The sequence below is a fragment of the Burkholderia sp. THE68 genome (assembly GCF_009938265.1).
Lineage (GTDB): Bacteria > Pseudomonadota > Gammaproteobacteria > Burkholderiales > Burkholderiaceae > Caballeronia.
Genome location: NZ_AP022318.1, coordinates 42430 through 58525 on the forward strand (window position 1 = coordinate 42430; position 16096 = coordinate 58525).

Here is a 16096-nt window from a genome sequence, read left to right on the forward strand (position 1 = left end):
AAAACCGTGCGTTCCGGATTATTCGTTACATGGAGTTGGTGTATCGTCGGTCCACTGCTTTTGCTTAATGCGCGTGAATGCGCCAGCATATAGTCTTATGAATCTTCGCGTTGCCTTGTCGCCTCATCGTGAACTCACGCAATCGAACTCTTCAGATGCCCGATACCCTACCCGAACCACAAGCCGTCTGTAATCCGATTTCCCGAAGCGCGATCTTTCTCGTCGCCACGGTGTCGCGCGCCGAAGGCAAAGCCGACGTCGTGCGCTCATGGTGCGGCGATATCGCGGCGCTGGTCCGCGCGGTCGGCACGCGCGCACCGTCCGCGAACCTGTCCTGCGTATGCGGCTTCGGCGCCGACGCGTGGGACCATCTGTTCGGCGCGCCGCGTCCGGCGTCGCTGCATCCGTTCCGCGAATTTGGCTCGGGCGAGCGCCGCGCGATCGCGACACCCGGCGATATCCTCCTGCATATCCGCGCGGATCACATGGATCTGTGCTTCGAACTCGCGTCGCAGATATTCGATAAGCTCGGCGATGCCGTCACGGTCGTCGACGAAGTGCATGGCTTTCGCTACTTCGATCTGCGCGACATGGTCGGCTTCGTCGACGGCACCGAGAATCCGACCGGCAAGAGCATGGCGAAGTACACGCTCATCGAGGATGAAGATCCCGATTTCGCCGGCGGCAGCTATGTGATCGTGCAGAAGTATCTGCATAACCTCGATGCGTGGAACGGGCTGACCGTCGAGCAGCAGGAATTGATCATCGGACGTGAAAAGCTATCCGATGTGGAACTCGACGATTCGATCAAACCTTCGTGCTCGCATAGCTCGCTCACGACGATCGAGGAGAACGGCGAGGAAGTGAAGATCCTGCGGCACAACATGGCCTTCGGCCGTCCGGGCGCGAAGGAGTTCGGCACGTATTTCATCGGCTATGCGCGCACGCCCCGGCCGATCGAACAGATGCTCGAAAACATGTTCGTTGGGCGGCCGCCGGGCAACTACGACCGCCTGCTCGACTATAGCCGCGTGGTGACGGGCGGCCTCTTTTTCGTGCCCTCCGCCGAACTGCTCGACGCGCTGCCCGACCGCAATCCGGACGCCGCGCCATCCTCCGCCGGCGAAAGCCAGCAAGAAGATAGCCGCGCGGGAACATTGAATATTGGCTCTCTCAAAGGAACGTCACAAGATGAATAACCTGCATCGGGAACTCGCGCCGGTTTCGAGCGCGGCATGGTCGCAGATCGAAGCTGAAGTCGCCCGCACGTTCAAGCGCGCGCTCGCGGGCCGTCGCGTCGTCGACGTGAAGAGTCCAGGCGGCGTGGCGCTGTCGGGCATCGGCACGGGACATCAGACGAACATCGCATCGCCGAACAAAGGCGTCTCGGCGAAGCTGTACGACGTGAAGCAGCTCGTTCAACTCACCGTGCCGTTCACGCTGCAGCGCGAAGCCATCGACAGCGTGGAGCGCGGCTCGAACGACGCCGACTGGCAGCCCGCCAAGACCGCCGCGAACGAACTCGCGCTCGCGGAAGACAGCGCCATCTTCGATGGCTTCGCGGCCGCCGGCATCGTCGGTATTCGCGACGGCAGTTCGAATGCGCCGACCTTTCTGCCCGCGGATGTCGCCGATTACCCCACCGCCATCAGCCAGGCGCTCGAAAAGCTGCGTCTTGCCGGCGTTGAAGGACCCTACTCCGTGCTGCTCGGCGCGGATGCCTATACCGTGCTCGCCGAAGCGAGCGATCAGGGCTATCCGGTCATCGAGCACATCAAGCGCATCGTGAGCGGCGATCTCGTATGGGCGCCCGCGTTGCAAGGCGGCTGCGTGCTGTCCACGCGCGGCGGCGATTACGAGTTGCATATCGGACAGGACGTATCGATCGGCTACACGAGCCATACCGATACGACCGTGCAGCTTTATCTGCGCGAAACGCTCACGTTCCTGATGCTGACGAGCGAAGCGTCTGTTTCCATCGCGGCTGGCGAATAGCCGCATAAGATTTGCGGAGCATGATCATGTCGAATCAACAAAGCGGCCTGAGCGACGAATTCATCGAGCAGCAGCAGAAGCGTCTTCTTGCGATGAAGCGCGAATTGCTCGGTACAGAGGAAAGCACCATCGCAGGCGAACGTCGTCTCCAGGAAGAACGCGGTTCTGAAGCCGAAGAGTATGAGGACGATGCGCAACGCATGGAACAGGACATCACGAATCAGGCATTGCGCAACGTGAACGATCAGCGCATCGGCGACATCGAGCGTGCGTTGCAAAAGATCGCGGAAGGCACCTACGGGTTATCCGACGAAAGCGGCGTGCCCATTCCGAAAGCGCGCCTCGAAGCGATGCCGGAAGCTCTCTTTACGGTCGAAGAACAAGGCCGGCGCGAAGCGGGCCACTGACGTTGCGCATCGCGCGCATCAATCGTCGAAGGTGCCCTGATATTCGGGCGCCGCGTCGGATCGCGTGTTCATTTCGAACATCACGCCGCCCGGCGCGCGGCAGAAGAAGCGTGAGCCGCGCCCGTTGTTGAAGATGCCCGTCTCCATCTCCACACCTTCCGATTTGAAACGCTCATAGAGGTCGCGCACGTCATCGAGGCTCGGCAATTCGAAGCCGACGTGAAACGCGCGCGGCCAGTCGGGTATATCGTCGCGTGCGTGATCGATGACGACATCGAAGCCCGGACGCTTCAGGATGTACGACCTCTCCCATGTTCCCGATATCGCGAAGCCCAGATAGCGCTCGAAGAAGCGCGCTGTCGCGGGTGTATCGGCGGAAGGAAAGCTGAGGTGATTGAGCTTCATGCTCTGAGTCGAAAGTGTCATCGTCGGTCTCTCATGAGTCGAGTGGCGGCAGCCCCATGCCGTCGCCGCCTGAGGACTTCAGAATATAAGTAAAAGCTCACATTCGACTACTCGCATTGCGAAGGCTTGCGGCAAGTGCCCGAAGCCCGCTGCAAGGCGCGCTTTCATGCATCCGATGCCGCCGCGTGCGAATCGATTACTCGCATTTGCACGCTTTCATACGCCGCCGCTTCGCGCCAGATAACCGAAAACAGCCGCCCGCACGCGACGTTCGAGGTCGTCGAGATCGCGCTCACCGCGTTCGCCCGCGGCATCGACCATTCCCTTGACGATCGCGAGCAGATCGTGCGCCGCGACGTCGGGGCCCGGATGCCGCGGCGCGGCACGCCCGACGATCGTTCCGACCAGCTCCGCCATCTCTCCTTTCGCGGTTTCGTCGCGCAATGCCGGACGCCCTTCGGCGATATCGAGCAAGCGCGCGAGCATCGGACGTTGCAATTGCTGGCGCACGGCGGCGCCGATCAGATATTCGAGCGCGGCCTTGCCGCTGCGCTTCGTCAACGCAATCGAGGCATCCTCATAAAACCGCGTGCTTTCTCGATGAATCAACGCGACGGTCAGCGCATCCTTGCCCGGAAAATATTGATAGAGCGAGCCGATACTGACGCCCGCGCGACGCGCGACCGCATTCGTATTGAACCCTTCAAAGCCCTCGCTTTCGAGCACCTGCGCCGCCGCCTCGACGATGGACGAAACGGTCGCTTCGGAGCGCGACTGCGCCGGCGTCTTTCGAGGCCGAAAGGTTTTGCGCGATGGACGTTGGCTCATTCGACTCCTCTCGTGAAATGCCATGCCCGATTGTACAAAGCTCGTTTGAGCACGTTTGCTGTCGACCTGATAACCTCGGCGAACCTATCGAATTCGCATTGAGGAGCAGGAAGCATGAGCGCATCGACCGAATACGTGCCGCCCACCGTGTGGACCTGGAACAAGGAAAGCGGCGGTCGTTTCGCCAGTATCAATCGACCGATCTCCGGGCCGACGCATGAGAAAGCGCTGCCGGTCGGTCGGCATCCGCTGCAACTGTATTCGCTCGCCACGCCCAACGGCGTGAAGGTCACCGTGATGCTCGAGGAATTGCTCGCGCTCGGCCATCGCGGCGCGGAGTACGACGCATGGCTCATTCGCATCGGCGAGGGTGATCAGTTCGGCAGCGGCTTCGTCGACGTCAATCCGAATTCGAAGATTCCCGCGCTGCTGGATCGCAGCGGCGCCACGCCCGTGCGCGTGTTCGAATCGGGCGCGATTCTGCTCTATCTCGCGGAAAAGTTCGGCGCGTTCGTGCCGACCGATCCGGCGAAACGCGCCGAGTGTCTCTCGTGGCTGTTCTGGCAGATGGGCAGCGCGCCGTATCTCGGCGGCGGCTTCGGGCACTTCTATGCTTACGCGCCGAGCAAGATGGAATATCCGATCGACCGCTTCGCGATGGAAGTGAAGCGTCAACTCGACGTGCTCGACAAGCGTCTCGCGGATAGCGCATATATCGCCGGCGACGAATACACCATTGCCGACATGGCGATCTTTCCGTGGTACGGCGGTCTCGTGAACGGCTGGCTGTATGACGCGGCCGAGTTTCTTTCCGTGCACGAATACAAGCACGTATGCCGCTGGGCCGATGTGATCCGCGCGCGCCCCGCCGTGCAACGCGGCCGCATGGTGAACCGGACCTTCGGCGAGCCGTCGAGCCAGTTGCACGAACGTCACGACGCGAGCGACTTCGAAACGCGCACACAAGACAAGCTCGCCACGGAAAAGTAACGCCCGCAACGCGGCCGCCGTCTCATGGAACTGCGCCATCTTCGTTACTTCATCGCCGTCGCGGAGTTGCGCAGCGTGCGCGCCGCTTCCGAGCATCTGCATGTCACGCAGCCGGCCATTTCGCGGCAGATTCAGGACCTCGAAGAGGCCATCGGCGCAGCGCTGTTCGAGCGCACGCCGCGCGGTCTGAAGCTGACGCCCGCAGGCGTCGCGTATCTCGACGAAGCGCGCGATATCCTCGCACGCGTCGATGCCGCGAACCGGCTCGCGCATCGCATTGCGTCGGGCGTGCAGGGCCGCTTGCGCATCGGCTTCGTCGAGAACGCGTCGTGGAGCGGCGTGGTGTCGTCGGCGCTGAACGCGTTTCAACAATCGGCGCGCGACGTCGCGCTCGAACTGCAGCCGATGAATACGCCGGAGCAACTCGACGCCATCGCGGCCGAGCATCTCGACGGCGGCTTCTGTTATCGCTTCGGCGCGTTGCCCGAAGGCTTCGACAGCGTGCCGCTGCTGGAGCAGACCGTCGTGCTCGCGGTCCCCGAACGTAGCCCCGTCGGCCAGCACGGTTCCGTGCACGCGCGCGAACTGTCGGGCCTGCCCTTCATCGCGTTTCCACGGCGCGTCTATGCCGCGTATTACGACCGGCTCATCTCCGCATGCGCGCGGCAGGGCCTCACGCTCGATATCCGTCAGGAAGCCTCCACCGAGACCGCGATTCTCTCGCTCGTCGCGGCGGGCGTCGGTGCGGCGCTCGTCAATGCGGCCAACCGGGAACGGCCACCCGCGCGCGTGCGTTTCGTCGACGTGGCGGATTTGTCCGTGCGCCTGCCGCTCGAATTCTGCTTTCTCACGCAGCACCGCAATGCGGCGCTGCACCGCTTCATCGATCTGCTGAAACCCGCTGCACAGTGATGCTCGCAAGGCATCGCCCGCCGCAGAAAACGGCATTGGCCAGGCGTTTTATCGTCGGCAATAGTGGAGTCGAACTCACTCGATTCGAACTCCGCCCATGTCCACGCCCGCCTCGCTCATCGCCACCGATATCGACTACGAACGCACCGGCTTTCAGACCGGCACAATGCGTCTGCCGTGGTCGCACGACCGCTCCGCCTACGGTCACATTCCGATCCCGCTCGCCGTTCTGAACGCGGGCGATGGCCCCACTGTGTTGCTCACCGGCGGCAATCACGGCGACGAATACGAAGGCCCCGTCGCGCTGATGAAACTGATGCAGCGCATGCCGACGCTCGCGATACATGGCCGGCTGATCGTGATTCCGGCGCTCAATTTCCCCGCGTTTCTCAATGGATCGCGCACCTCGCCCATCGACGGCGGCAATCTCAACCGGCTCTTTCCTGGCGCGCGCCACGGCAAGCCGAGCGAGATGATCGCGCATTACATCGAGACGGCATTGCTGCCGCGCGCGGATGTCGTGATCGATCTTCACGCGGGCGGCGCATCGTTCGAACATGCGCCGACCTTGCTCGCTTCGCCGCCGCCCGAGAGCGACGCCGCGCAACGTGCGCGCTATCTCGAACTCGTGCGCGCGTTCGGCGCGCCCAACACCATGATCATGGATCTGCTCGGCGAGGACCGCACCTTCGCGGCGGCGGCCGAGCGTCACGGCACGCTCTTCATGTGCGGCGAGTTCGGCGGCCACGCGGGCTGCGATGCGGCCAATCTAGCGATCGTCGAAAGCGGTCTGGAGCGCGTGTTGCAGCGTCTCGGCGTGCTGCGCGATGACGTCGACGCGCCGGCGCCGGCGACGCGCTACTTCCGTGTCGAAGGCCCGCAACACTATGTCTATGCCCCGCATGCCGGCGTGTTCGAACCGGCCTTCTCACTCGATGACGACGTGCGCGCGGGCCAGCTCGCCGGCCGTCTTTTCGATCCGCACGAACCGTGGCGCGCGCCGCGCGAGATTGTGTTTCGTGGCGACGGCCGCGTCATGTGCGCGCGCACCTTCGCGCGCGTCGAAGCAGGCGATTGCATCGCGCTCGTCGCCGCCGAATCCTCTCTCGACTGACACTCAAACAGGAGCCATGCATGAGCGCTCATCCCCTGCCCGCGCACGCGCGCACGCCCATCGACGTGCGGCATCCGACGTATATCGTGTGGTTGTTCTTCGTCTGCTTCGCGTTCTCGTATCTCGACCGGCAGATCGTGAGCATTCTCGTGCAGCCGATCAAGCTCACGCTCGGCATCACTGATACCCAGATCGGCTTGCTGCAAGGCTTCTCGTTCACGATGTGCTATGCGACCGCGGGCGTGTTCGTCGCGCGCCTGGTGGATCGCGCAAACCGCGTGCGACTGATTGCGGCATGCGTCGCGATCTGGGCGGTATCGACCGCGCTCTGCGGCTTCGCAACGAGCTTCGCCGAACTGCTCGCCGCGCGCGCGGGCACGGCCATCGCCGAAGCGGCGCTGAGCCCCGCGGCGCTTTCCATCTTCAGCGATATCTTTCCGCCGCGCAAAGTCACGCGCGCGAGCAGTGTCTTCATGCTCGGGCCGTATATCGGCGGCGGGCTCGCGCTGTTCGGCGGCGGCATGCTGCTGTCCGCGACGGGCGGCGACGCGGCATCATGGCTCGCATCGCGTGGATTCGCGCCGTGGCAGGCCGTGTTCGTGCTCGTCGGCTTGCCGGGTCTCGTGCTGGCGGCGCTCGTCGCGTTCACGGTGCGCGAGCCCGCAAGACACGAAGCCGATGACACCACGCTCGCAGGCGATGCGTTGCCTTCGCTGCGGGACGTGCTCGTCGAACTGTTCGTGCGCAATCGCTTCTGCGCGCCGTACTTCGCCGCGTATGTCGCGCTCATCACGCTGTTCTACTCGCATGCCGCGTGGTTTCCAACGCTTCTGATGCGGCATTTTCATCTCGCGCCGTCGGCAGTGGGGAAGATGGCCGCGCCTGCCTACATGATCGGCGGAATGATGGGCGTCGCCGCTGCGGGCATGCTCGCGACGCGCGTCACGGATGAGCGCGCGTTGCAGAAGGTGCTCGCGCTATCGACGTGCGCCGTGGCCGCGCTCGTGCCCGCCGCGATCGCGATGCCGCTCGTCGCCGACAGCACGCTCGCCATCCTTCTCTATGGCGTGTGTGCGCTGGCCGCGAGCATCGCGATGGCGCTCGCGCCCGTGCCGTTGCAGATCGCCGTGCCGAACCGCATGCGCGGCCGCTCCATCGCACTGCTCGTGTTCATGACCAACGCGATCAGCGGCGGCGTCGGGCCGCTGGCGGTAGGCTATCTGAATGAACATGTCGGTGGCGCGCATGCGCTCGCGATCGTCGGCGGCAGCGCCGCGTTCGCAAGCGCCGTGCTCTATGCACTGGCGACGCGCCGCATAGCGACCGCACGCAAGGAGGTTTGACGATGAGCCATGACACGTTCCGTTGCCGCATCGGCGACATGACGATTACACGCATCGACGAAACGGAATTCGGGCTTGCGCCGGACCGGCTCTATCCCGATTGGGACAACGCGAGCGCGGGCGAGATTCGCCTGCGCTCGCATCTGTGGGTGATCGAACGCGATGGGCTCACGTTCATCGTCGATACGGGCATCGGCAACGGCAAGGCGCGAGCCTTCAGCGCGCTCTTCGACCGGCTCGACAATCCCGTGCTCGAACGTTTCGCCGCCGCAGGTTACGATCGTCATGAGGTCGATTATGTGCTGCTCACGCATCTGCATGTCGATCATGTCGGCTGGAACACGCATTGGGAGAACGGACACTGGACGCCCGTATTCCCGAATGCAACGCATGTATTCGGCGAGCGCGAGCGCGCGTTCTTCGATACGCCCGCAGGCGAGCCGCGCCGCATGGTCTATGAGGACAGCGTGCTGCCGCTGATCGATGCGAAGCTCGCGCGCACCGTTCCCGACGAAGGCGCGACGCTCATCGAAGGCGTCCGCTTCCTGCCGACCTTCGGGCATAGCGCGGGCCACATGGCGATCGAGATGGAATCGAACGGCGAGATTGCGATATTTTCCGGCGATGTCATGCACAGCCCGGTTCAGGTCGGCAAGCCGCAATGGAACTCAGTGTTCTGCCTGCAACCGGATGAAGCCCGCGCGTCGCGCGAATGGTTGCTGAGCCGCGCGGCCGAACATTCCACCGCGATCTTCACCGCGCATTTTCCGCATACGTCCGCAGGCAGAATCGAGAAGACGATGGACGGCTTCGCGTGGAGCTGGCTCGCCGCATCCGATTGACGCGGCCCCGATCCCCACTTTGCTCATCCCCCGAAAGGAGGGTATTCGACGCTTGCAAGTTCCGTGACCATAAGGACTTAATAAATTCCTTAAGAACGCGGCATGAACCGCAGAAAAACCCGGCTCACGGACGCCCGACGACTCGCCCTCACCGACGCCGACATCGCGCATCTGCGTGTCGCGATCGAATCATCCGTGCGTGACGATCATCCCGCGCTTCCGCCGGCGTACTGGCGGCGTCGTCTGAACAAGCTGTTGCGCGATGAAAATCTTCTGACGACTCAGATGCAACAGATCGTCGAACTCCTCGATCGGCTCGAAGCCGCGCAACGCGCGGACGACACGTAGACCCGTTTTCAGGCGACGCCCAGCAGCGCCTTCGGTTCGAGAAACGCCTCGATACCGAACGTGCCGTATTCGCGCCCGATACCCGATTGCTTGAAGCCGCCGAACGGCGCGGCCGGTTCGTGCGCGAGCGTGTTGACGAGCACGCGCCCCGCTTCGATGCGCGATGCCACCGCATTCGCACGCGCGGCATCGGATGATGCGATGTAGGCCTGCAGGCCGTAGGGCGTATCGTTGGCGATCGCGATTGCATCCTCGGTATCGCGATACGCGATGATCGACAGCACCGGCCCGAAGATCTCTTCACGCGCGATGGTCATGTCGTTCGTGACATCGCTGAAGACGGTGGGACGCACGAACCAGCCCGCGCCGATCTCATCCGGACGGCCCTCGCCGCCAGCGATCAGACGCGCACCTTCGTCGATTCCGATGCGGATATAGCGCTGCACGCGTTCCCATTGCTTGCGGCTCACCATCGGGCCGATGCTCGTCCGCGGGTCGCGCGGATCGCCCGCCTGAACCTTCGTCACCGCGCTCGCGATCTTGCGCTCGAACTCCGCGAGCCGCGCGTGCGGCACCAGAATGCGCGTGCCGGCGATGCATGCCTGCCCGCTGTTCATGAAGCCCGCATCGAGCGCGAGCGGTACGGCTTTATCGAAGTCCGCATCGTCGAGCACGATCATCGGCGACTTGCCGCCGAGTTCCAGCGTCACGCGCTTGAGGGTATCGGCGGCGGTGCGCAGAATCGCTTTGCCGACGATCGTCGATCCCGTGAACGACAGCTTCGCGACATCGGCATGCGCGCTGATCTCCGCGCCGACCGTCTCGCCGCGCCCCGTGACGATATTGAACACGCCTGCCGGAAGCCCCGCTTCATGCAGCGCCTCCGTGACGACGCGCGTCTGCAGCGCGCTCATCTCGCTCGGCTTGATGACGGCCGTGCAACCGGCCGCCAGCGCCGCCGCGAGCTTGCCGCAGATGAAGCCCGCATTGCTGTTCCATGGCGTGATCAATCCGGCGACGCCGAGCGGCTGCATCACGACTTTCGCCGAACCCGCTTCACGCACGAACGCATAGTCTTCGAGCACGTTGGCCGCTTCCAGCAGCACATTGCTCGCGTGTTGCGCCATCCAGCGAGCCCGCGACACGGGCGCGCCGTACTCTTCGACGATCGCCTCGAAAAGCTCATGCTCTTTCGCGACGACAGCAGCGTGCATGCGCTTCAACATGTCGATGCGTTCACGTGGGTCCGTCCGCGAAAACGCCGGAAATGCGCGCTTCGCCGCCGCGATGGCATGACGCGCGTCTTCGGCGTCGGCCAGGCGCACGCGGCCGATCACCTGTTCGGTAGCCGGATTGAAGAGATCGAAAAGCTCGCTGCCGTGCGGCGTGACGAACGCGCCGTCGATATAGATTCGGTCGATGATCTGCATGATTGATCCGTAAGTCGATGTCCTGATCGCAAAGATAAGGCGTCTGCATTGATTCGACTAGCCGTACAATCCGGCATGACCTCTTGAACGATTTAGCATAATGAAAACGTCCGGGCTCGCCGAACTCGAAGCCGTTCTGGCCGTCGCGCGGCATCGCAGCTTCCGCGCGGCGGCGAGCGAACTGAGCGTGTCGACATCCGCGCTCAGTCACGCGATCGCCGCGCTCGAAGCGCGCATCGGCGTGCGGCTCTTCAACCGGACGACGCGCAGCGTGTCGCTGTCCGAAGCCGGCGCGCAGTTCGTGCAGAACGTCGCGCCCGCGCTGTCGACAATCCGCGATGCGCTCGAGCAGGCCGGCAGCTTCCGCGATACGCCATCGGGCACGTTGCGCATCAACACGTCGGTGGGCGCGGCGCATCAGGTGATGCCGGTGTTCATCGCGTTTCTGCAGCGCTATCCCGACATGAAGCTCGACATCGTCACCGAAGGCCGGCTGATCGATATCGTGACCGGCGGCTTCGATGCGGGCATTCGTCTGCTGGAAACCGTGCCGCAAGACATGATCGCGGTGCCTTTCGGCAAGCGGCAGCGATTCGCTGTCGTCGGCAGTCCGGCCTACTTCGCGCAGCACAAGCCGCCGCGCACGCCCGCGGACCTCGCGGCGCATCGCTGTATCCGCAGCCGCATGCCGAGCGGGTCCATCTATCAGTGGGAATTCGAGCGGCACGGAGAACCGGTGCGCATCGACGGCGACGGTGCGCTGACACTCGACGAACCGGGCCTGATGCTGGCGGCGGCGCGCGCGGGACTGGGTCTCGCCTACTTGACCGAATGGAACGTCGACGCGGATCTCGCGGCGGGCACGCTCGTGCGCGTGCTCGAAGACTGGACGCCGCCGCTCGACGGACTGTGCCTTTATTACCCGGGGCGGCGACATGTGCCCGCCGGGCTGCGCGCGCTGACTGAGATGATCCGCGACCATGCCGACGCGAATAGAAAGCTCGCGGTGCCGAAAAAGAAGCGCGGGCGCGTCAATTCAAAGGCTTAACGCCGCCATCAGTTTTGTTTATCGCGATTACCTCGTCGAATTCGTCGATCACGGTTTGAAGAAGTCTCGCCGCGCAAGGTTTTCTCGCGCGTCGCGGGCTGCGTCGCAACGTGCCGTCGGGACGATCCCACTGGTTAACCCTTTCTTTCTGCGCCGTTCGAACGGCGTACGTTCGGAGGCGCGGGCAAAAGGCGCACGGTGCGCCGAGCCAAACGCGTCATCAATCCAACGACAACGATGAGGGGTTCTCAAGAGTGAAACGTCAACTGAAGCCATTGAGTGCGGGCGTGCTTGCCTATGCGGCGATGATCGCGACTCCGGCCTTCGCGCAAAGCAGCGTCACGCTGTACGGTATCGTCGACGATTCGATCGTCTATCAAAGCAGCCAGACCAATCTGGCCAAGACGAACCCGGGCCGCTCGAACGTCAAGATGGCCTCGGGCATCTGGGCGGGCAGCCGTTTCGGCCTGAAGGGCGCTGAAGATCTCGGCGGCGGCAACAAGGCGATCTTCCAGCTGGAATCGGGCTTCGACATCAACAGCGGCGGCCAGCAGTTCACCAACGCGATGTTCGGCCGCCAGGCATGGGTCGGTCTGACGAACCCGGGCTACGGTACGCTGACCTTGGGCCGCCAGTACACCTCGTACTACACGCTGCTCTCGCCGTATAGCCCGACGAACTGGCTGACCGGCTACTTCGGCGCGCACCCGGGCGATCTGGACGGCCTCGACACGATCTACCGCGCGAACAATTCGATCGTCTACACGTCGCCGAAGCTCTACGGCTTCACGGTGAGCGGTTCGTACTCGCTGGCCGGCGTGCCCGACAGCGTGTACCAGGGCTCGACCTGGTCGGCGGCGATCCAGTATCAGCAAGGCCCGATCGGCGGTGCGGTGGCGTTCTCGCGCATCAACAACGCGGCCAACGGCGGCGGCATCTACAGCGGTCAGTCGACCACCATCAACGATACGACGAGCACGACCGGCGCCGGTCAGCCGGGCGTGTCGGCGGTCACCGCCGGTTATCAGCGCGCGCAGGCTCAGCAGCGCTTCGCCGTTGCGGGCGGCTACCAGTTCAACAGCGCGTGGGACATCTCGGTCACGTACACGAACGTTCAGTACATCCCGGGCACCAACTCGCTGTTCACCGACGAAGCTGTGTTCAACACGGCCGGCACGGTGCTGCACTGGAAGGCGACGCCGGCATGGGACTTCGCGGCGGGCTACAGCTACACGTGGGCTAGCAAGGCGAACGGCATCAACGACGCGGCTTCGTACCACCAGTTCAACCTCTCGCAGTACTACTCGCTCTCGAAGCGCACGGGCCTGTACGCGCTCGAAGCGTTCCAGCGCGCGAACGGCAACACGCTGGCAGTTCCGTCGGGCACAACGTCGAATCGTCAGACGGCGGCCAACGCGACCATCGGCGATGGCTTCCAGAGCGCGCCGTCGGCATCGCGCAGCATGTTCGCGGCGGGCGTGGGCATCATTCATCGATTCTGATTCGGATTACGAATCACCAAGTCATTATCTTTTCTTCGCTCGCGCAGCAATGTGCGGGCGAGGCTCAGTTGTACGCCATCGAAATGAAGTCAGGGAGATAACCATGAGAGCTCTGGATTCCGGGCGGTTGCTTGCCGTTTTGGCGGCCTGCATCGTGACCGTCGCCGTCGCTGCGTGCGGCGGCAGCGGCAGTGACGCCACAAGCAGCGACAGCACGTCCAAAACACCATTGGCTGTCGTGAAGCCGGTCGTGGACTGTTCGAAGCTGGCATCGACGGATATCACCGATATCGGCGGCGCGGGCAGCACGATCAGTTCGGCCACGGTGACCGCCGCGACCGTCAATGGCGCGAGCGTGAACTTCTGCACAGTGAAAGGCACGCTCGCCCCCTCGAACACCTTCGAAGTCGCGCTGCCGGTCGACTCCTGGACGCAGCGCTTCGCGGAACTGGGCTGCGGCGGTCTGTGCGGCAACCTGAGCGATCCCACCAAGCAAACCTCGTTCAGCTTCAGCTATACCTGCCCGCTCGTGCAGCAAGGCGGCTTTGTCACGGCGGCGACCGACATGGGCCATTCCGGACAGGACGCCACATGGTCGAGCGATCCGCAAAAGCAGGCCGATTTCGCTTATCGCGGCCAGCACATCACGACGCTGGCGGCCAAGAAACTGATCAAGGCTTACTACGGTCAGGAGCAGAAGTATTCGTACTTCGTCGGTTGCTCCGATGGCGGACGTGAAGCGCTGATGGCCGCGCAACGTTATCCGTCGGATTACAACGGCATCGTCGCGGGCGCACCGGCCGCGCACTTCCAGATTCAGAACTCGCTGTATCACGGCTGGAACGTCGAATCGAACAGCACGACGGGCACGAGCGCCGGCAAGGCCGTGCTCTACGCCGACAAGGCTCAGGTGCTGCACAAGGCGGTCGTCGCCGCGTGCGGCGGTCAGGCGGGCGTCGCCGATGGCCTCATCGCCGATCCGCGCACCTGCCATTTCGATCCCGCGACGATTCAGTGCGCGGCCAGCGCGTCGAGCACGAGCAACTGCCTGACGGCGGCGGAAGTCGATACGGCGAAGAAGCTCTACAGCGGCCCGACCGATGCGGCCACCGGCATGCTGATGCTGGGCGGCTCGCCGCTGTATGGATCGGAGGCGAACTGGATCGGTGTCGAAGTACCGACGTCGAACTCGACGGACGCGCCCGTGCCCGTGTCGAGCATCTTCAGCTACATGATCGTGACAGGCGCCTACAACCTGATCTTCACCGGCTCGCCGACGATGCCGAACATCGATACCTTCGGTTATCACGACGCGAGTTTCTACCCCAACTATCTGCAGACGAACCACGCGCTCAACGATGCGACGAGTCCCGATCTTTCGGCGTTCAAGAACGCGGGCGGCAAGCTGATTCTGTGGCACGGCTGGGCCGATCAGCACATCTCGCCGCTCTTCACGATCCGCTACTACCAGGCCGTGAAGGACACCATGGGCGAAGCGAGCGCGAATGAATTCTCGCGGCTGTATCTGGTGCCGGGCGTGGGTCATTGCGGTGGCGGCGAGGGCTTCCCGAACATCGATCTGGTTTCGCAGATCACGGGCTGGGTCGAACAGAGCGCGGCGCCGAATGCCGTGATGACCTATCAGACGGACGCGACGACGAACAAGGTGACGGCATCGCGTCCGGTGTATCCGTATCCGGCTGTCGCGAAGTTCAGCGGCAACGGCGACTGGCACGACGGCGCCAACTGGAGCCAGGGCGCACCGCTGTATAACGATCCGGCGCCTGCCTGGGCGGGGTCGGCGTTCTATACGACGTATAGCCCCAAGACGCAGGGGGTGGCCGCGCCGTAACTCGTTGGGCGCGCGCGGTTCCTGCGCACTATCATGATCGAATCGTCGCGACATGGGTCGATGCGGGCCTCAGTCCGACGATTTGTCAAGGAGGACGTCATGTTCCGCCATCGCATCTTCGGGACGTTCGTGCTGGCTGTTGTCACGCAGGCATCGGCTGCGTCGAACGATGATTTTTCCGGAACGGTCGATATCGGCGGGCGCGCGCTCTATCTCGAATGTCGCGGCCATGGAAGTCCCACGGTGATTCTCGAAGCGGGCGCGCTCGGCCGTGGCGATGTCTGGAGCCGTGACAAACTGCAGCCCGCCGGCGCGCGGACGATGGTGCTGCCGGGCGTCGCCGCCTTCACACGGGTATGTGCGTATGACCGGCCCGGCACACTGCGCGAGGTCGATCCGAAACTCGAGCCGAACGGTCCGCAGTTCGAACCCAGCCGCAGCACGCCCGTGCATCAGCCGCGCACGACGCGCGACAAGGTGAACGATCTGCACGCGCTGCTCACGGCCGCGAAGATACCCGGTCCATATGTGCTCGTCGGTCACTCGGCGGGAGGTCTCATCTCACGCCTGTATGCCAGCACGTATCCCGACGATGTCGTCGGCATGGTCCTGATCGACACGACGCCCGAGAACGTCTGGCTGCGTTTTCACGAAGCGCTGGCACCCGCGCAATGGGAAAAATTCGAAGCGCTCACCGTGAAAAATCAGGAGTTGCTCGACGCGTATCCCGAAGCGGAACAGTGGTGGACCGCGCCGCTCGCCGACGACGCTTCGACCCGTCAGGTGCGCGAGGCGAGAGCACGCGCACCGATGCGCCCGATGCCGCTCTTCATCCTCGGCCATGGCATTCCGTTTGCCGCGCCGTTCCCCGGATGGCCGGCCGACAGAATGGAAGCCATCATGAGCAATCTGCGCAACGATCTGGGAACGATGACGCCCGACGCGAAAGTCGTCGTCGCGAAACAGAGTGGTCACGACATTCATCAGGATCAGCCCGAGCTTGTCATTGCCGCGATCCGGCAGGTGGTCGATGCAGTACGTGATCCGAAGACCTGGCGCGCCGCGCCCTCAACGTAGAAG

16 protein-coding genes are annotated in these 16096 nt (G+C 63.6%); 13 read left to right on the top strand and 3 right to left on the bottom strand.

Features of this window, described 5'->3' with window-relative positions:
- The first annotated feature begins 155 nt into the window (after positions 1 to 155).
- From BTHE68_RS26145 to BTHE68_RS26155, 3 genes are read left to right on the top strand one after another with little or no spacing between them, the layout of a single operon-like run.
- Entirely contained in the window at positions 156 to 1199 is a 1044-nt protein-coding gene (locus tag BTHE68_RS26145) for a Dyp-type peroxidase (protein WP_162069233.1), read from the top strand.
- Positions 1192 to 1995, top strand: coding sequence for a family 1 encapsulin nanocompartment shell protein (locus BTHE68_RS26150; protein WP_162069234.1), 804 nt, complete (start codon positions 1192 to 1194; stop codon positions 1993 to 1995). The genes BTHE68_RS26145 and BTHE68_RS26150 overlap by 8 nt, the downstream gene beginning before the upstream one ends.
- A 26-nt stretch (positions 1996 to 2021) precedes the next feature.
- Positions 2022 to 2402, top strand: coding sequence for a TraR/DksA family transcriptional regulator (locus BTHE68_RS26155; RefSeq protein WP_162069235.1), 381 nt, complete (start codon positions 2022 to 2024; stop codon positions 2400 to 2402).
- A gap of 18 nt (positions 2403 to 2420) precedes the next feature.
- Here the strand turns inward: BTHE68_RS26155 and BTHE68_RS26160 are convergent, their stop codons facing one another.
- The gene (locus tag BTHE68_RS26160; protein ID WP_174258121.1) at positions 2421 to 2828 is read right to left on the bottom strand and encodes a VOC family protein; all 408 of its coding nucleotides are present in this window, start codon (positions 2826 to 2828) and stop codon (positions 2421 to 2423) included.
- Positions 2829 to 3023: 195 nt separating this feature from the next.
- Complete coding sequence (locus tag BTHE68_RS26165; protein ID WP_162069236.1) at positions 3024 to 3635, bottom strand: TetR/AcrR family transcriptional regulator; 612 nt, start codon at positions 3633 to 3635, stop codon at positions 3024 to 3026.
- A gap of 114 nt (positions 3636 to 3749) precedes the next feature.
- On the opposite strand from BTHE68_RS26165, the gene yghU reads away from it, so the two are divergent.
- The 6 genes from yghU (at position 3750) to BTHE68_RS26195 (ending at position 9184) form a co-directional block, all read left to right on the top strand.
- A complete protein-coding gene (yghU, locus tag BTHE68_RS26170) occupies positions 3750 to 4625 on the top strand; it encodes a glutathione-dependent disulfide-bond oxidoreductase (RefSeq protein WP_162069237.1) in 876 nt (291 codons plus the stop codon).
- A gap of 24 nt (positions 4626 to 4649) precedes the next feature.
- Complete coding sequence (locus tag BTHE68_RS26175; RefSeq protein ID WP_162069238.1) at positions 4650 to 5537, top strand: LysR family transcriptional regulator; 888 nt, start codon at positions 4650 to 4652, stop codon at positions 5535 to 5537.
- 97 nt (positions 5538 to 5634) lie between these two features.
- Positions 5635 to 6651, top strand: coding sequence for a succinylglutamate desuccinylase/aspartoacylase family protein (locus tag BTHE68_RS26180; protein ID WP_162069239.1), 1017 nt, complete (start codon positions 5635 to 5637; stop codon positions 6649 to 6651).
- Between the two features lie 20 nt (positions 6652 to 6671).
- A complete protein-coding gene (locus BTHE68_RS26185; RefSeq protein WP_162069240.1) occupies positions 6672 to 7994 on the top strand; it encodes an MFS transporter in 1323 nt (440 codons plus the stop codon).
- A gap of 2 nt (positions 7995 to 7996) precedes the next feature.
- A complete protein-coding gene (locus tag BTHE68_RS26190; RefSeq protein ID WP_162069241.1) occupies positions 7997 to 8836 on the top strand; it encodes an MBL fold metallo-hydrolase in 840 nt (279 codons plus the stop codon).
- Positions 8837 to 8938: 102 nt separating this feature from the next.
- Positions 8939 to 9184, top strand: coding sequence for a hypothetical protein (locus BTHE68_RS26195; RefSeq protein ID WP_162069242.1), 246 nt, complete (start codon positions 8939 to 8941; stop codon positions 9182 to 9184).
- An 8-nt stretch (positions 9185 to 9192) separates the two neighbouring features.
- Here the strand turns inward: BTHE68_RS26195 and BTHE68_RS26200 are convergent, their stop codons facing one another.
- Complete coding sequence (locus BTHE68_RS26200) at positions 9193 to 10614, bottom strand: aldehyde dehydrogenase family protein (RefSeq protein WP_162069243.1); 1422 nt, start codon at positions 10612 to 10614, stop codon at positions 9193 to 9195.
- Between the two features lie 100 nt (positions 10615 to 10714).
- Here BTHE68_RS26200 and BTHE68_RS26205 point away from each other — a divergent pair, with 100 nt between their 5' ends.
- The 4 genes from BTHE68_RS26205 (at position 10715) to BTHE68_RS26220 (ending at position 16093) form a co-directional block, all read left to right on the top strand.
- Positions 10715 to 11662 carry a LysR family transcriptional regulator gene (locus BTHE68_RS26205; RefSeq protein ID WP_162069244.1) on the top strand — a complete coding sequence of 316 codons (948 nt, stop codon included), beginning with the start codon at positions 10715 to 10717 and terminating at the stop codon, positions 11660 to 11662.
- 305 nt (positions 11663 to 11967) lie between these two features.
- On the top strand, positions 11968 to 13164 hold the full coding sequence (locus tag BTHE68_RS26210; RefSeq protein ID WP_162069700.1) for a porin: 1197 nt from the start codon (positions 11968 to 11970) through the stop codon (positions 13162 to 13164).
- 103 nt (positions 13165 to 13267) lie between these two features.
- The gene (locus BTHE68_RS26215) at positions 13268 to 15016 is read left to right on the top strand and encodes a tannase/feruloyl esterase family alpha/beta hydrolase (RefSeq protein ID WP_162069245.1); all 1749 of its coding nucleotides are present in this window, start codon (positions 13268 to 13270) and stop codon (positions 15014 to 15016) included.
- Positions 15017 to 15115: 99 nt separating this feature from the next.
- On the top strand, positions 15116 to 16093 hold the full coding sequence (locus BTHE68_RS26220; protein WP_162069246.1) for an alpha/beta fold hydrolase: 978 nt from the start codon (positions 15116 to 15118) through the stop codon (positions 16091 to 16093).
- The last annotated feature ends 3 nt before the right edge of the window (positions 16094 to 16096 follow it).

Bases quoted from the DNA above. Each gene is read 5' to 3' on its own strand.
- BTHE68_RS26210 (WP_162069700.1), top strand. From the start codon at position 11,968: ATGATCGCGACTCCGGCCTTCGCGCAAAGCAGCGTCACGCTGTACGGT.
- BTHE68_RS26200 (WP_162069243.1), bottom strand. From the start codon at position 10,614: ATGCAGATCATCGACCGAATCTATATCGACGGCGCGTTCGTCACGCCG.
- BTHE68_RS26215 (WP_162069245.1), top strand. From the start codon at position 13,268: ATGAGAGCTCTGGATTCCGGGCGGTTGCTTGCCGTTTTGGCGGCCTGC.
- BTHE68_RS26155 (WP_162069235.1), top strand. From the start codon at position 2,022: ATGTCGAATCAACAAAGCGGCCTGAGCGACGAATTCATCGAGCAGCAG.
- BTHE68_RS26150 (WP_162069234.1), top strand. From the start codon at position 1,192: ATGAATAACCTGCATCGGGAACTCGCGCCGGTTTCGAGCGCGGCATGG.
- BTHE68_RS26185 (WP_162069240.1), top strand. From the start codon at position 6,672: ATGAGCGCTCATCCCCTGCCCGCGCACGCGCGCACGCCCATCGACGTG.
- BTHE68_RS26190 (WP_162069241.1), top strand. From the start codon at position 7,997: ATGAGCCATGACACGTTCCGTTGCCGCATCGGCGACATGACGATTACA.
- BTHE68_RS26175 (WP_162069238.1), top strand. From the start codon at position 4,650: ATGGAACTGCGCCATCTTCGTTACTTCATCGCCGTCGCGGAGTTGCGC.
- yghU (WP_162069237.1), top strand. From the start codon at position 3,750: ATGAGCGCATCGACCGAATACGTGCCGCCCACCGTGTGGACCTGGAAC.
- BTHE68_RS26165 (WP_162069236.1), bottom strand. From the start codon at position 3,635: ATGAGCCAACGTCCATCGCGCAAAACCTTTCGGCCTCGAAAGACGCCG.
- BTHE68_RS26220 (WP_162069246.1), top strand. From the start codon at position 15,116: ATGTTCCGCCATCGCATCTTCGGGACGTTCGTGCTGGCTGTTGTCACG.
- BTHE68_RS26205 (WP_162069244.1), top strand. From the start codon at position 10,715: ATGAAAACGTCCGGGCTCGCCGAACTCGAAGCCGTTCTGGCCGTCGCG.
- BTHE68_RS26180 (WP_162069239.1), top strand. From the start codon at position 5,635: ATGTCCACGCCCGCCTCGCTCATCGCCACCGATATCGACTACGAACGC.
- BTHE68_RS26160 (WP_174258121.1), bottom strand. From the start codon at position 2,828: ATGACACTTTCGACTCAGAGCATGAAGCTCAATCACCTCAGCTTTCCT.
- BTHE68_RS26195 (WP_162069242.1), top strand. From the start codon at position 8,939: ATGAACCGCAGAAAAACCCGGCTCACGGACGCCCGACGACTCGCCCTC.
- BTHE68_RS26145 (WP_162069233.1), top strand. From the start codon at position 156: ATGCCCGATACCCTACCCGAACCACAAGCCGTCTGTAATCCGATTTCC.